This is a genomic window from Raoultibacter timonensis (assembly GCF_900240215.1).
Taxonomy (GTDB): domain Bacteria; phylum Actinomycetota; class Coriobacteriia; order Coriobacteriales; family Eggerthellaceae; genus Raoultibacter; species Raoultibacter timonensis.
Genome location: NZ_LT964679.1, coordinates 249441 through 264388, shown reverse-complemented (window position 1 = coordinate 264388; position 14948 = coordinate 249441). Strand labels below are relative to the sequence as shown.

Below are 14948 nucleotides of genomic sequence, written 5' to 3'. Positions count from 1 at the left end.
CAACGGCTTCGGGTTTCACACAAGCATGACGCAACTCGCCGCAGCCCGCATGCCCGTGGCGAGTTGCGCAAACAAGGCCCCATCCACTCGGCACAAGCCGGTGGCTAGACGAGAAGGAGACTAGTATGGTCAAAGCAGTAACCAAGGCGTTGGAAACCATCGAGAAACCGATCGACGTGAAGGTGAATATCCTTCCTATTTTCGGCTCGTTGATCCACGAGGTGGCCTACGAGGGCCCCTGCCGATTCGGCGACAAAGACGAGCTCACCAAGGAGTTCGATACGAAGGCCACCGCCATCGGCTTCAAGGCGTTCGACGAACGACTCGAGAAGACCTTCGGCGACGACCCCGACGTCAATACGCTCGAGCCGATGTGCATCGCCTGCTCGGACGAGTTCTATTTCGACGAAACCCACTTCAAGAAGATCGACGCCGTCCTCGGCGACGTGGACGTGTTCTTCCTGTACGGCAACCCCATGCCCCGTCTGGTACGCGAGATCGCCGGCCGCTATCAGAAGCCCATCATGATCCTCACGAATTCGGGCGCGATCACGCTTTCGGAGCTATCCGAACTCAAAAACCGCAACTACCCCCACGCTTACGGCTGCATCGACTGGAACGAAGTCGTGCGTAAAGCCCACTGCTTCAAGACCATGAAAGCGCTCAAGAAAACCCGCGTGCTCAAGATGGTGCGCCATGAAGGCCCCTTGTTCCTGACCGACGATTTCGAGGTCGAAGCCGACTTCGGCGTACAGGCCATGTCGATCAACATGCACGAGATGATGGATCAGCTGCATCCCGGCGACGGCACCGGCAACTACACGCTGCCGTTGCGGACCGTATGCAATCTGACCGAGGAGGAAGAGGCGGAAGCGGCCCGCGTTACCGACGAGCTGATGGCCGAAGCCGAAGAGTGCTGGATGGACCGCGACAAGATCCTCAAGAGCGTCCGCTTCAACGTGCTTACCCGCAAGCTCATGGAGCACTTCCAGTGCAACGCCTTCACCGCGCAGTGCAAGGAATGCTGTGCGACGACGCGCATTAACGAGGAGCAGGTCACTTACTGCCTCGGGCATTCCCTCAACAACGAGTGCGGCATCGCGTCGGCCTGCGAAGGCGACATGAACGCCCTGCACGCCATCACCATCCTCAGCTGCCTGTCGCACAAGGCGCCGTACCAGTCCAACACGACGCCCGTCGTGCTCGAAGACGGCGAAATCGTGTCGAAGAACTGGTTCAGCGACCAGCCCTGCATCCAGAAGTATCCCAACCAGCTCTACTGCACCTGGCATGCCGTGCCGAACCGCTACATGGAAGGCTACGACGCCGATCCCGCGCCCTATGCAATCGGGCCCTTTGCCGCAAACGAGCGCTTCGGGGCAACGCTGCGCTACAAATTTGCCGAAGACGAAGGCAAAGTCGTCACGCTCATGCGCTTCAACCCCGCAGGAACCAAGATGCTCGTGATCAAGGGCGAAATCGTAGGCGGCACCGGCTACGATCGCTACGGGTGCCCCGAGGGGATCTACTTCAAGGTTCAGGATCGCGACGGCCTGTTCCACGCTCAGCTCGAGTTCGGCTGCCATATGCCGCTTGTATACGGCGATTACGCCGATCAGCTCGTCGAGCTCGGCGCGATGATGGGCGTCGAAGTTCTCGTGTTCGATTAGCTTCCCGAATCGGGCGGATCCGAAACCTGCTTCGGATCCGCCCGCAACCATCTGAACGGAGGACGGTATGGAATACAACGTCAGCGCGCGAAACCCCGACCATGCGCTCAAGGAGCGGATGAGGGATGCAGCGGCTCGGGCCGATGCCCTCATCTCCGCTCATCCGCTCGAGCATGCCGACGAAACGACGGCATGCGAAATCGTCGGTGAATACCTGAGGATACGTTATCTCTTGGAGCCGTCCGATATGCGGCAGACCGCGTACCTCAACCGCCTCGGCGAGATGAGTGTCGCGCGGGGACTCGGCATTTCGGTTGAAGACGTCCGCAAAAACGAACTCGATTCAAAATGCGAGGGAACGTCCTCCTCGATGACCAAGAAGATACTGCTCGTCATCGCGCTCAACAAAGCGCTCGGCATCGACATCGATGCCGACACGACGGCAAACATCGTAACGGTCGCAGATCTCTGCCATGCCGTCCGCTCGCAACTCGCTTTGAAGTCCGGCGGCCCGGAGCATCGGCAATGAGCGAACCCGCATTGACGATCGACGAGGAGCAACGGGCGATCGTCGAAGAGTTCGAAGAGCTCGGCGATGCGTTCGCCCAATACACGTACCTTCTTGAGCTTTCCGCCAGGCTGCCCGCCATGAACGACAGCGAGAAGGAATCCTGCGTGCTCGTCGACGGATGTCAATCGCAGGTCTGGCTCGCAGTCACCGCAAACGACGATGGCACGATGAGCGTTCGGGGAGATAGCGATACGCTCATCGTCCGCGGTGTGCTCTTTCTTATCGTGCGTCTGCTCGATGGCCGCATGCCGGCCGAAGTCGCATCGACTCCCCTATCCTTCCTCGAAGAGACCGATCTCAAATCGGCATTTTCCGACGAGCGCATTGCCGGCTTCGCATCGATTTGCGCTACCATAAGAACCCTCAGCAAAACCATTGCGGATTCGCAGGGAGACGATCGACAATGAACGATTTCGCAGACAGGATAGACGCCATCCGCGGGGATTTCCCCATTCTGGAGCAGCGCATCGGCGACCGCCCGCTCATCTACCTCGACAACGGCGCGACCACGCAGATGCCCGATGCGGTACTCGATGCGCTCGCGGCGCATTACCGAACCGACAACGCCAACGTGCACCGGGGCATCCACACCCTGAGCGAACGCTCGACCGCGGCCTTCGAGCACGCGCGCCGAACCGTGCAGCGCTTTGTCAACGCAGCCGAAAGCGACGAGATCGTATTCACCGGCGGTACCACCGATGCCATCAACATGGCGGCACGCGCCTGGGAGGAGCGGGTGGGGCCTGGCTCGACCATCGCCGTAACCGCCCTCGAGCACCACGCGAACCTCGTTCCCTGGCAACAGCTCTGCAAGCGAACCGGTGCGCGCTTCGAGGTGATTCCGCTTACGCCGCAAGGCGACATCGACCTCGAAGCGCTCGAAACGGTACTGCGGAGCCAGAAGGTGAGCCTCGTCGCTGTCGCCCACGTATCGAACGTTCTCGGCTCTGTGAACCCCGTTAGGGAGATCGCCGCGATGGCCCACGAACGCGGCACCTGCGTGCTCGTCGATGCGGCCCAGAGCGTACGGCACGAGATCGTCGACGTGCAGGACGCGGACTGCGACTTTCTGTGCTTTTCCGGGCACAAGATGCTCGGGCCCGCGGGCATCGGCGTGCTGTACGGCAAACGCGAGCTGCTTGCAGAGCTCTCCCCCGTCCGGTTCGGCGGCGAGATGGTCGACAAGGTGAGCTTCGCGGAGACGACATTCGAGAAGCCGCCGCTGCGCTTCGAGGCGGGAACCCCCAACTACCCGGGGGCGATCGCGCTTGCGGCCGCGATCGGCTATATCGAATCGGCGGGCCGCGACAAGATCGCCTCTTACGAGCACGAGCTGACGGCGTATGCGGAACGGGCGCTCGGATCGATCGACGGCCTGCACGTTCTCGGCGATCCCGCGCGGCGCGCGGGGTGCCTCTCTTTCACGGTCGACGACGTGCACCCCTTCGATCTGGCCACGTTCATGGACAAGCAGGGCGTGGCGCTGCGCTCGGGCAACCAGTGCGCCCAGCCGCTGCTCCACGAGGTGTACGGCGTGCAGAACGTCACAAGGCTCTCCCCCGCCTTCTACAACACGCACGTCGAAATAGATTCGTGCGTCGAGCTGCTCGGACGAACCGTCGCGCTGCTCAGAGCCGCCCGCTGAAGCGCTGCGGCGCGCCGAAGGCGCGATCCCGCGCAGATGCCCAGCATCCGAACATGCGTGATCGAAACGGCCAGAACAGCCGCCGCCTGCATACTCATCGGTAAAACGAAAACGAGCCCGACGGTCATTCGTCGGGCTCGTTCGATTCGTAGCAGAAAAGCGCTTTTACTTCTGCGGCTCGGCGACGGTTACCTCCGCGTGCTCGAGCAGCCACTTGTTCGCCTTCATGCGCTCGGCGATCTCGCGCAGGGCGAATCCGCGTCCCGACGACTCCATCTGCTGGCGGGCCATCTGGGGATTCTGCGGGTTCATGAGCCTGCAGGCATCCTCGAGGTCCTCGTCGGTTACGACAAGCCCCTCGTGGCGGAATAGCGCATCGAGGGCGTAGCCCTGGACGAGCGTCTCGCGGATCTGCATCATGAGCATCATGTTGAACTGCTGTTCGCCGCCGTTTTGCTCGACGAACTGCTCGAACGTCATCCCTTGCTGCTGCAGCTCGCCGCGCATGTTCATGAGCATCGTCTGCTGCATGGCCTCGTACACCTCGTCGGCAATACGACCCGTGAAGCGCTTCGCCAGCTCGGAAGCGGCCACTTGACGCTTATAGTTCTCGTACTCGTTCATGCGTCCCTTCTCGATGCGCTCCTTGATGCTTCCGCGCAGTGCGGCAGCATCGCGGTAGAGCGGCATGTTCTTCTTGACCCACTCGTCGGTGATGGCGGGGATGACGCGCTTCTGGATCTCCTTGACCGTAACGGTGCACTCGATGGTCTCGTCGATCTGGTTTCCCTTGTCATCGAGACCGGGGCCCGTGAACGTGAACGACTTGGTCTCTCCCACGTCCATGCCGATGACGTTCTCATCGAACCCGTCGGGCATGAGGCCAGCGCCGGCGGTGTAGGTGCGCCCATCGGTTGTGAGGCCCTGCATGACCTCGCCGTCTTTCGTCGCCTCGATGGCGAGCATGCAATGGTCGCCCGATTGAACCGGATGAGGATCGTCGGTCACGAATTCGGCGAACTGATCGGCCATGCGGGCGATCTCGTTCTCCACCTCCGCGGGATCGATCTCAAACGGAGCGACCGTGATCGAGACGGGATCGTACGAGCTGAGCTCGTAGTCGGGGCGAGGCGAAACCGTCAGGCCGAACGTAAAGCTCTGGCCGCGTTTCAAGGGGCTCTTCGCCGTAGCCTTCGGGGGATACGACGGAATGATGTTCTTCTTATCGATAGCGAACGGCACGAGCATCTCGGTCGCCTGCGGCTCGACGATCGACGCGAGATCCTTGATGCCGAGTTGGTCCTCGACGATCTGTTCGATGGACTTTCCCTGCACGGGCCTGAGGTTCATCTGCTGCGCGAACCCGTATTCGGCGGCGTTCAGAGCCTGCTCGACTTCTTCCGGCGTCGCAACGGCTTCGAGCTGAATCCTGCCGTCGTCTAGCTTCTTTTCGGTAACCTTCATCTAATGCTCCTCGTATTCGACGTATCACGCATGGCTTGCACAAAAACCATATCGCTTTCTAGCGCAATCCCCTATTGCTCCTTGTGGATTGTATCGCAGAACACGGCCATCCGCGAGTTCATTTCGATAAATAGGCCATCGTCTCCCGAAGGGGCGATCAATGCCTTGCCCCGGAATCGTGAATAAGGTTTTCGTATATCGCCCCCTCTTCCTTAAGCCAGGCCTTTCTGCCAATCTCCCATGCATGGGGAACGCGTTCCATTCGACCAAGGTTTTCAAGGATGATCGGAAACCACGGCGAGGGTACGGAAACGAGTATCGAGCCGGGTTCGTACGTCTCGCGCGCCGTCGTTCCGTGGCCCGTACCCATAACAAGATAGTTGACCTTTCCCGTTAGTTGGGGGTACGAATACAGCCACGAGCACTGGAAAACCGGGGTCGCCTTCGATTCGAACATCTCCCCCGTCGAATACGCCATCGCCCTGAGAATCACCTCGCATTGGCTCATCGGGCCGCTGAAAATAAGCAGATCGGGCTCGAATTCAAGCGCTGACAGCCGGGCGAACACCACATAGCGCACCGCCCCCCTCGAGAATGACGTGTAGTGGCGCATGCATCTCATATTCGCGCCAGCATCGCTAAAGATGCCCATGCGTTCTCCGATCAACCCCGCCTCAGCCCAGCTGGGATCATCGGGCATCATCCCCATGGCGCCCCTCCCCATGCAGTCCTCGTTGCTCTCGTCCATATAGAAGGAGGTATCCCGCGTCTGCGCTTCCCTCACCATTTCGCACATAGCCATCGGCTCGCTTAAGCGCAAAATCGTCTTCGGCAAGAGATACTCGAACTTTACGCCAACGGGCTCATCATCGAAGCCCAACTGCTCGAACGGAGAAAAATCATGCGATAAGGGACGGATGGCCATACTGCTTCCTTTCATACGAACGCAGGGAGCCGAAGCTTCAAGCCTCGGCTCCCTGCATATTAGAGATCGTTATTCTCCCGGGGATCGTCTTCTTTTGCCGATCGGACACCGGCAGCTTCGAAGGCGGCTGATCCGCACGTCGAACACGCGCCTGTCGAAGGATCAACTTCGCCGCCGCATGCAAAGCACGGTATTTTTGCAGGCGGCGTATAGTACGGACTCGATTTCTCGTACTTGCCGCATCTGCCGCACCGAGTACAGGGGTAGCACATGCCAGTCGCCTATTTCAAATCGACAAGTTCGATCCAGTACGTGAGCGTCTTGCCCGCAAAGGGGTGATTGAAATCCAGCTTTACCGCATCTTGTGTCATCTCGGTCACCCAAACGGGCATCCTCCTGCCATCGTCTGGATTCGTCCAAAACATAACATCGTCCACGGAAAGGCCGTATCCCCCCTCGACCATGGTTTTCGGATACCAGTTTGCAAGTTTGTCCTGGTATTCGCCATAGCCTTTTTCGCATGGTATGTCCACCGTACGCTGCTCGCCAACCTGCATGTCCAATACCGCCTCCTCTATGCCGCGAGGTAAGCTCATATCGCCAAGCAGAACGGTGAGCGGTTCGCCGACTGAACGGTCGTCAGCCGGCTCTTCTCCTTTGATCCCGCCTCTATACCGTATCGAGGCAAGCTTGCCGATCCTGTTGCCATTGTCCATGTCTACCCCAATCAATTACAATCTCGATGCCTACTCGCCCAGTTCGTCGGTTTCGTCTATCTCTCCCACCTTGGTATCATGGCGATGGACGGCGTACGACGCCTTGCCCGTACCCTGAACCTCGATGTGCGCTGCACGGTGTTTCTGCTTGCCGCTCGGAACGAATTCGCCTTTGGCTGCAATGGGGTTGAATTGAGGCACCATCAAGAATTGCTTCGGCTTCTCATCAAGCTTCTTGGCGAGTTCTTCGACAGGTCCGTAGGTAATGATGTTCGAAAGGCAATGATGTACGCACATCGGTTCACGTCCGCCCGCCGTGCGAGTGGCGCATAGATCGCACAAGTCAGTCAGAACCGGAAAATAATTCCAGTTCCAATGCTCGTCGTCAATTTTCCACGGTCCATCGGAGAGCACTTTGATACCTGTCTTCCCTACCGGATAGGCATGCTCCTCCTTGCACGTAACCTGGCATGAACCGCAGTTCGTGCAGTATTCGTAATCGATCAATAGTCCATACGTCGCCATAGCTACACCAGCTTTCCGAATTTTTCCCAGATCAAGTCCATGTCGGTGTCGTAGCTTTCGGAAACAGGCTCGATGTTGCACACAAGGCACTTGTTCGGAGCGCCGAAACCGAGTTTACCGTAATGGTCGTTGGGAAGCAGATTGTTGATATTCGAGCGGAAGTTACCGTAGAGGTTGGGCTCGCTACCATCCTCCTCGGGGAACCACCATGCATGCTGCGCATGAATGGTCTTTTCATCAACCGTTTCGGTTATGCGCGCCTTCTCGACGCATTCGCCGAACGGGCTCCACATACGTACCCATTGCCCATCCGTAATACCTAGATCCTTGGCGACTTTGGGGTTGATCTCGACGATCGGATCGGGGTTGAGTTCGCGCAGATACGCGATCTGACGATGTTCGGAATGGAAGAACGCCGTGGTGCGTGCACCGGTAGTGAGAATGTAGGGATATTCTTTCATGAGCTCGGGATTCGCAGGGCCGAACTCGGGCTCGAGGAAATACGGCAGCGGGTCATCGCCGAACTGATTGAACGCCGTAGACCACAGCTCGACGCGACCGGTCGGCGTTGCGAAGCCGGGCTGTCCGTCCTGGCGCATCTCCCCCCGCTCGTATTTGTAATAATCGACGGGAATCTGGCAGACAACGTTTTTAGATACCTCGTCAAAGTACTTTCCTTGTTCGCGACGACCCAGGCGGAGGGCTTCCATGAATTCTTTTGCCGTATCGAATTCCTCCCAAACCTCAGGGCGCAGCCGTCGTCCGAGTTCGTAGCAGAGCTCGAAATCGGTCATGGTTTCTCCGACCTCGATCGCCTTGTGCATGAAACCAGCCGTCACGGTACAAGGCGCATAGTGGGTGAAGACCGTGCCTTCCCGCTCTGCCACCGTCGAAAGAGGAAGGAAGATGTCGCACGATGCCTCGATGGACGGATTCATGAATGTATCGAAACCGATGCAGAATTCAAGCGACTTGACGATGGCGTCATGCCATCGCTTCGGCTCCATCGACGTGCAGCTCATGAGGTTGTTACCCGCATAGAAACCCATTTTGATGGGATAGGGATCGCCAGTCTCAAGCGCGTGCAGCATAAGGTCGGCATGCGCATTCAGGATAATCATGCAGTAGGCAGGATACTGGTCGAGGCCGATCATTTTCTTTTGAAGATCCTCGCCCACACCTTTCTCGAACCCGAATCCCGATTCGTTGTGACCGGCGCCGGTTCCGGGAAGAATTTGCCCACCGGGAACATCGAGGTTGCCGGTTATCGCCATGAGGTCGACGGTCACCTGCCCGTTTTGCATGCCATCGGTTTTCTGATCGGCCGCTAGACCCCACTGAATAGCCGCTGGCTTCGCCTGAGCGTACATTCGTGCGGCAGCGTAGATCTTTTCAACCGGCACATCGCATATCTCCGCAGCTTTCTCGGGCGGCATTTCCTGAACCCGCTCGGCCAATTGCTCAAAACCATAGCACCAGTATTCTACGAAGTCGTGATCGTACAGATCTTCGTTGATGATGATGTTGAGCCACGCCATGCCCATCGCAGTATCGGTACCCGCACGAAGCTGCAAATGGATATCGGCACGGGTCGCCAACCAGTTGACACGGGGGTCGATGACGATCAAACGCGTCCCCCGTCGCATCGCATCGATAACCGCATGCCCGAAAAACCCATCGGGATTCGACTCGAGAGGGGCCTTGCCCCAAACGACGAGGCACTCGGTAAGCTCATAGCGATCGTCGTCCCAGCGACCCGGCAGCGCACCGGCGTAATCCCACTCGGGATACGTCGTGCCGGCGATGTAGGCGATGGCGGCAAGACGTGGGGTGTAGCATGCGTAGCCCGATTGCGTATAGCAGAAATTCGGTGTTCCGAAGCACATGGTGCCATACGGAGCAAACGTACCGCCCTCACGACCCGTTCCCGCAAAGACTACAATGCTCTCGCGCCCGTATGCAGCCGTAATGCGATCGTACTCCTTCTTGATGATGTCGAAAGCCTCGTCCCAAGTAACCTGCTCCCACGCATCCGCATTGCCGCGATCCTTCGGATCGCGCTTCATCGGATGAAGCAAGCGTGCGGGATTGTAGATGTAATCTTTCAGCGCGATGCATCGCGGGCAAAGCCGGCCCTGAGTAACGGGATTGTTTTCGTCGCCTTCAACCTTGACCAAACGGCCTTCGTCGTTGACGTACAGCTTCAGCCCACAACCCACCGGGTGGCACCCCGGAGGAGACCAGGGGCTCGTGCGCGTAACGGTCAGCCCGTCTTCCTCGTAGCGCCACGGCTTCCCGATATCGTTGACATCCGAAAGCGTGTCGAGCTTGACAACTTCAGCTTTTTTATAGAACTCGTCTTCGCTCATGGTCACATCCTTCCTCGTTCTCGTCATGAAACGCATATAGCGCCGTCGCGGGCAAGGATAGCGTGCGCGTTTGGCCGTTGTCGCCGTACCTAACGGAGTATTCTGATGCATACTTTAGAATTGACGATATCTGATCTGGGAAAACAGGAAAAGACTAGCCTTCATGCGGAGCATGTAGGTACGTGAGCCTAAGCTGCTTTATCGCTAACGCCCAAAGGCTAAGGATGCGTCTTATCGTCGAGAGCGCTTCCTCAGCCCTCGCAATTGCGCATACGAGATGCAGGCCACCCAAACTGCATCGAGAGTACGATGACCCGCTTTCTTTCCCCTTTTATACTGCATTCGAACACCACAGCAAGGAGTTGTCATGCCTGGCATAAAGTCAAATACCAAAAAGAATGCCTCTGAGAAGGGGGGCGCCGACGCATACGTTGAAACGGACGATGCCGATACCATTGCCAAACGAGAAGCCGAGCTCATTGATTTTCTTGCTTCCTTCGATGATTGGCTTTCCGTCTACTCGTATCTCATCGACTCGACGTTTTATCTCGACCCGTTCACGAACGAAGACCGAAAGAATGCCGAAACCGTAGAAGACTGCCAATCTGCAACATGGATACTTGCTACCGTTGAAAACGGAACCGTCAGCATCAAGGTCGACAGCGAAGCCCTCATCGTCAAAGGACTTGCCGCCCTTCTCGTCAGACTGCTCGATGGGCAGCCCGTCGATGCGGTTCTCGAATCAGAAATCGATTTTGTATCGAAAACCATGCTCGAACAGTATCTTGATGCACCCAGATCTAAAGGACTTTCAGCGATGCATAAAACCATCGTCGAGCAAGTCCGCAAGTTCGTGAAAGGCCAAACGTTTTCCCGATCAACCGTTTCGTACTGAGAGTACGATAGGCGAATTCCCTCGATTTCGCACTCATCTTTCGGTGCCAACCGTCTCCTTTGTTCTTAAGGTGTCTTCCAAGGGGATGCATGCGGCATCCAGGCGAATGCGAGAGGAGCTTCATCAATGGACGTATCATTCAAACGCCCCATCGACGAGAAATGCGTTGTGCTGCCGGTATTCGGAGCGCTCATCCACGATTACGCATACGAGGGTCCCTGCCGATTTGGCAACAAGGACGAATTGACCCATGAGTTCGACGAAATGGCGGCAGCGGCCGGGCTTAAAGCGTTCAACGAGAAGCTGGTCGACAAGCTCTCTGGGCCAGACATAGAACTCATGGACACCGTGTTTGCTGCGAATTCCGACGAATTCAACCTTCTTCAAGACACTATCGGGGAAATCGAGGCGCTCAAAGGACGGTTCGACGCAATTCTTCTCGACGGCAATCCGATGCCCTTCTGGGCTCGCGAAGTCTATCAGCACTTCGATTGCCCCATACTCATCCACACCGACACCGGGGCAATCACGATGTCTGAAGTCTGCGATGCCCATAACCGCGGATACGACAATGTGTATGCAACGCTTTACTGGGATGACGTCCGCGACCGTCTGCGCTGCATCAAAGTCATGAAAGCGCTTGCCCATACAAGAACGCTCAAAATGATCCGCCACGAATCAGACCTATACCTCACCGATGATTTCGAGGTTGCCGCCGACTTCGGCGTATCGGCACGTTCCGTCAACCTGCATGAAGTTGTTGACCAGCTCGATAGATCCGACGGCTTCAACAACCACACGCTCCCCGAAAGAAGAGCCTACAACCTTAGCAAAGATGAGGAGGCGGAAGCGGAAAAAATTGCCGATGAGCTGCTCGACGGGGCTAAAGATGTGTTCATGGATCGCGACAAGCTGCTGAAATCCGTACGGTTCAATGTCCTCACCCGTAAACTCATGAAACACTTCGGCTGCAATTCGTTCACGGCGCAATGCAAAGAGTGCTGCGCCACCACTCGCCTGAATCACGAGCAGGTGACTTTCTGCCTCGGGCATTCGCTCAACAATGAGGCGGGAATCCCCTCCGCTTGCGAGGGGGATATGAATGCATTGCATGCCATGGTGGTTATGATGTGCCTATCCCGCAAAGCTCCCTATCAATCCAACACGACGCCCGTTGTCATAGAGGACGGGGAGATTTACGGGGCAATGTGGTTCTCTCCCCACGAATGCATGGACGAATACCCCAACAAACTGTATTGCACTTGGCATGCTACGCCAAACCGCAAGATGCATGGATTCGATCTCGACGACGAATATGGCGTTGGGCCTTTCGCAGCAAATGCCGGCTTCGGCGCTACGATTCGCTATGACTTCAATGATCATATCGGTGAAGAAATAACCATGATGCGGTTCAATCCCGCCGGTACGAGGATGCTCGTATACAAGTCGAAAATCGTCGGAGGCACCGGCTACGACCGCTACGGATGCCCCGAAGGCCCCTACTTCCCCCTGAAAGACCGTGATGGGGCGTTCATGGAGCAAAACGAGTTCGGAGACCATACCGCACTGGTATACGGAGACTATCGAAAAGATCTCAAACTCCTTGCTGAAATGATGAAAATCGAATACGTGGAATTCACCGATTAGCGATAGCTGGAAAGCTTGCAGCCTCCGCTACGGCCCCGTTTCATCCGGTCGTAGCGGAGGCGAGAGCAACGCCGCAGCGCAATCAGTATCAAGCAAACCGAAGCAAGGGGCACCACCATGGAATACAACATGGGGCCGGGACGACGCGACCGAGCGCTCGAACATCGTTACGAAACCGCAGAGAAAGAAGCGAAGAAGATCGCAAAGTCCCTGAACTCCGAACCGCACCCCACGTTTGACGAATTCGAAACCGCCATTCGGTCGTACATCCGCATACGCATGCTGCTCGAGCCCGAAGACGAACTGCCCGATTCCCTGAACGTCTTAGGGCAAATGAATCTCTCTCGGGCGCTCGGAGTCTCGATCCCCGAGCTCTCGAGCATAGACATGGAAGCAAAGTGCGGGGGAACTTCAGCGGTCATGACCAAGAAGATCCTGCTCATCATGGCGTTGAACCGCGATCTCGATATATACCTCACACCCGAAGAGGCTGCCGAGACGACCAAGCTCAGCATGCTCGTCGAACGGCTGTACCGCCTATACGAACGCTCGCGCAACCGCTAGAACAGCGTTTCGTCCACATTGGGGTTTACCGCGTCGAGCAGTTCCATCAACTCCCTTTGCGTATGGATCCCGACTTTTTGGTATATGTTGTAGATATGGGTTTTCGCCGTCGATTCCGAGATGAACAGCTTGTCCTGAATGGTCAATGCCGTTCGCCCGCGACCGAGCAACCGCAAAACGTCGAGCTGACGCTCGGTCAGCCCATACTTTTTCGCAAAAAGGAAGCACTGTCGCTCATACCGGTCGTCTGCCGTCCTGGTGACGACGGTCGGTGCCGACAAAAAGCCCAAGCCCCGAAACATGTAGGTCGATGCTGCAACCAGAACGAGTACAAGTCCGAGGCAAGCTACGACAAACGCATCCGGGCGCAATGACTCCATACGGAAAGCGAAGCCAGCCACCAACCACCCCACCGCAAGCCCGAGAACGTTGCCGATCCGGCCAAAAGCCATCAATTTGGTAATGTGGGAAGCGGCACTCGACATATCTTTGACCAGCATGTCAAGATCGGCAAAGCTGTAAGCGGTGAGCGCAGCAATGAGAATGCAGGCGAAAAGGGCCCTTCCCATGCCGCTAACCAAGCACATGGGGATAAGGCAGAACGTCGCTACCGGCACATAAAGCCATAAAAGATCGCCGTATCTATATCCCCCGTGGCGCCTTACGGCGAAAAACATGGCAACCGACGCAACAACGAAAAGGGCTGAAAGAACCATATCGGCCCATGCGATGTAAAAACCCGTGGTCACCGTATGTCCGCAGAATCCAAGCGCAACACCCGAAAACCACGTCATCGTCAGCGTCTTCTTGGATAGCCTCCCGCTTGCCACGTCAAAATCTCTCTCGGGCACCGCCTTCTTTATCGCAATCCCCACGGTTACCGTTGCCAGCCGCCGATGCGAAAACATCGAGCAGATAACCGACAATGCCGGCAAAAGAGCATGGACCGCAACCGACACCGAAGGCAACAGCAACGTGGCCGAAAAAAAGACCGCGGACGAAACCACCATGGTCGAAGCGATAACAAGCGAGTGGTTCGGCATCTTCCCCAACGCCACGAGAAACCAGACCCAGTAAATCATGAGAAACGCATACCCGATCCCCGAAAAAGCCCATGCGACCCCTTGCGCCAGCATCGCCGCACATTGGCAGGAATATGCGCATTGGCTGGTGCACTCGCAGGGAAACAGCAGAGCCGCAACCGATGCGAGCGGACAGAGAAAGACCGAAGCAAGGGCAGACACCGCGATTCCCCTGCGAGAGACGAAGAACCGTTCGCATGCGCCAAGTATCGGCAGGGCGATGCCGAGCGCCGCAAGCATGATAATTCGCAACTGCAAAGCATGGTCGGCATCCATACCCGCATAAGACACCGCGAAATTGCTGAAGTATATGATCCACATCCAGCTGAGAAACAATCCGTACCCAACGCACCCCACGACGAGCCCTTGTGCACGAGCGCCTTCAGCGGACAACTCAAACGTCATCTCTTTTTTGCTTTTTTCGGCCATTGCTACCCCCGCGCAGAATCGCCGTTCGGTTACATCGGGGCGAACAGGCGCCCGATCTCGAAGTCGGGCGCCCGAACCTTGCTACCTCGTGTAGAGCGCCCAGCGCGTCTCGCCGTCCATCTTCCGGACGAGCTCGTCGGCCTCGCCGTAGTACATGCACCACGCCTGGCAGTGCTGCACGCACATGGGCATCTTGCCCTTCTCGGTGCGCGACTCGCACATGTCGCAGGCCTTGGTGATGACGGGCAGCCACGTCCACTCCCACTTCTCGGGGCCCGACTTGCCCCCGTAGGCCCAGGGGCCGGTCTCGGTGAGCTTGATGCCGAACTCGCCCTTGGGCAGGCCGAGCTCCTTCTTGCAGGCCACCTCGCAGGAGTGGCAGCCCGTGCAGTACTCGTAGTTGATGAGAATCGCCTTGGTCATGATAGTCTCCTTACCGCACTCGT

At 57.2% G+C, this 14948-nt stretch carries 14 protein-coding genes; 7 read left to right on the top strand and 7 right to left on the bottom strand.

Annotation, left to right across the window (positions count from 1 at the left end; genetic code table 11):
• Positions 1-125 precede the first annotated feature (125 nt).
• The 4 genes from C1722_RS01080 to C1722_RS01070 all read left to right on the top strand — a co-directional run bounded on the left by C1722_RS01080 (position 126) and on the right by C1722_RS01070 (position 3886).
• Entirely contained in the window at positions 126-1670 is a 1545-nt protein-coding gene (locus C1722_RS01080; RefSeq protein ID WP_102377623.1) for a hypothetical protein, read from the top strand.
• Between the two features lie 67 nt (positions 1671-1737).
• The gene (locus C1722_RS16790) at positions 1738-2199 is read left to right on the top strand and encodes an acyl carrier protein (RefSeq protein ID WP_180994972.1); all 462 of its coding nucleotides are present in this window, start codon (positions 1738-1740) and stop codon (positions 2197-2199) included.
• Positions 2196-2648, top strand: coding sequence for a SufE family protein (locus C1722_RS01075; protein WP_180994971.1), 453 nt, complete (start codon positions 2196-2198; stop codon positions 2646-2648). Before C1722_RS16790 ends, C1722_RS01075 begins: the two co-directional genes overlap by 4 nt.
• Positions 2645-3886 carry an aminotransferase class V-fold PLP-dependent enzyme gene (locus C1722_RS01070; protein ID WP_102377621.1) on the top strand — a complete coding sequence of 414 codons (1242 nt, stop codon included), beginning with the start codon at positions 2645-2647 and terminating at the stop codon, positions 3884-3886. Before C1722_RS01075 ends, C1722_RS01070 begins: the two co-directional genes overlap by 4 nt.
• A 165-nt stretch (positions 3887-4051) precedes the next feature.
• Here C1722_RS01070 and C1722_RS01065 read toward each other — a convergent pair whose 3' ends face one another.
• From C1722_RS01065 to C1722_RS01045, 5 genes are all read right to left on the bottom strand, one after another.
• A complete protein-coding gene (locus tag C1722_RS01065; protein ID WP_102377620.1) occupies positions 4052-5350 on the bottom strand; it encodes a trigger factor in 1299 nt (432 codons plus the stop codon).
• 157 nt (positions 5351-5507) lie between these two features.
• Positions 5508-6275, bottom strand: coding sequence for a DUF169 domain-containing protein (locus C1722_RS01060; RefSeq protein ID WP_180994970.1), 768 nt, complete (start codon positions 6273-6275; stop codon positions 5508-5510).
• A gap of 281 nt (positions 6276-6556) precedes the next feature.
• Positions 6557-6991, bottom strand: coding sequence for an FKBP-type peptidyl-prolyl cis-trans isomerase (locus C1722_RS01055; protein WP_102377618.1), 435 nt, complete (start codon positions 6989-6991; stop codon positions 6557-6559).
• 30 nt (positions 6992-7021) lie between these two features.
• Positions 7022-7516, bottom strand: a complete 495-nt coding sequence (locus C1722_RS01050; RefSeq protein WP_102377617.1) for a 4Fe-4S dicluster domain-containing protein — start codon at positions 7514-7516, stop codon at positions 7022-7024.
• Positions 7517-7518: 2 nt separating this feature from the next.
• Positions 7519-9885: a molybdopterin-containing oxidoreductase family protein gene (locus C1722_RS01045; RefSeq protein WP_102377616.1), complete on the bottom strand. Its 2367-nt coding sequence runs from the start codon at positions 9883-9885 to the stop codon at positions 7519-7521.
• A 367-nt stretch (positions 9886-10252) separates the two neighbouring features.
• Between C1722_RS01045 and C1722_RS01040 the strand changes: the two genes are divergently transcribed.
• The 3 genes from C1722_RS01040 to C1722_RS01030 all read left to right on the top strand — a co-directional run bounded on the left by C1722_RS01040 (position 10253) and on the right by C1722_RS01030 (position 12991).
• The gene (locus C1722_RS01040; RefSeq protein ID WP_102377615.1) at positions 10253-10780 is read left to right on the top strand and encodes a SufE family protein; all 528 of its coding nucleotides are present in this window, start codon (positions 10253-10255) and stop codon (positions 10778-10780) included.
• A gap of 126 nt (positions 10781-10906) precedes the next feature.
• Positions 10907-12427, top strand: a complete 1521-nt coding sequence (locus C1722_RS01035) for a hypothetical protein (protein WP_102377614.1) — start codon at positions 10907-10909, stop codon at positions 12425-12427.
• 117 nt (positions 12428-12544) lie between these two features.
• A complete protein-coding gene (locus C1722_RS01030) occupies positions 12545-12991 on the top strand; it encodes a hypothetical protein (RefSeq protein ID WP_102377613.1) in 447 nt (148 codons plus the stop codon).
• Here C1722_RS01030 and C1722_RS01025 read toward each other — a convergent pair.
• Both C1722_RS01025 and C1722_RS01020 read right to left on the bottom strand, forming a co-directional pair.
• A complete protein-coding gene (locus C1722_RS01025; RefSeq protein WP_180994969.1) occupies positions 12988-14478 on the bottom strand; it encodes a helix-turn-helix transcriptional regulator in 1491 nt (496 codons plus the stop codon). The genes C1722_RS01030 and C1722_RS01025 overlap by 4 nt on opposite strands.
• Before the next feature lie 105 nt (positions 14479-14583).
• Positions 14584-14925 (bottom strand): 4Fe-4S dicluster domain-containing protein, encoded by a 342-nt coding sequence (locus C1722_RS01020; RefSeq protein WP_102377608.1) that lies wholly within the window; start codon positions 14923-14925, stop codon positions 14584-14586.
• Positions 14926-14948: the final 23 nt, after the last annotated feature.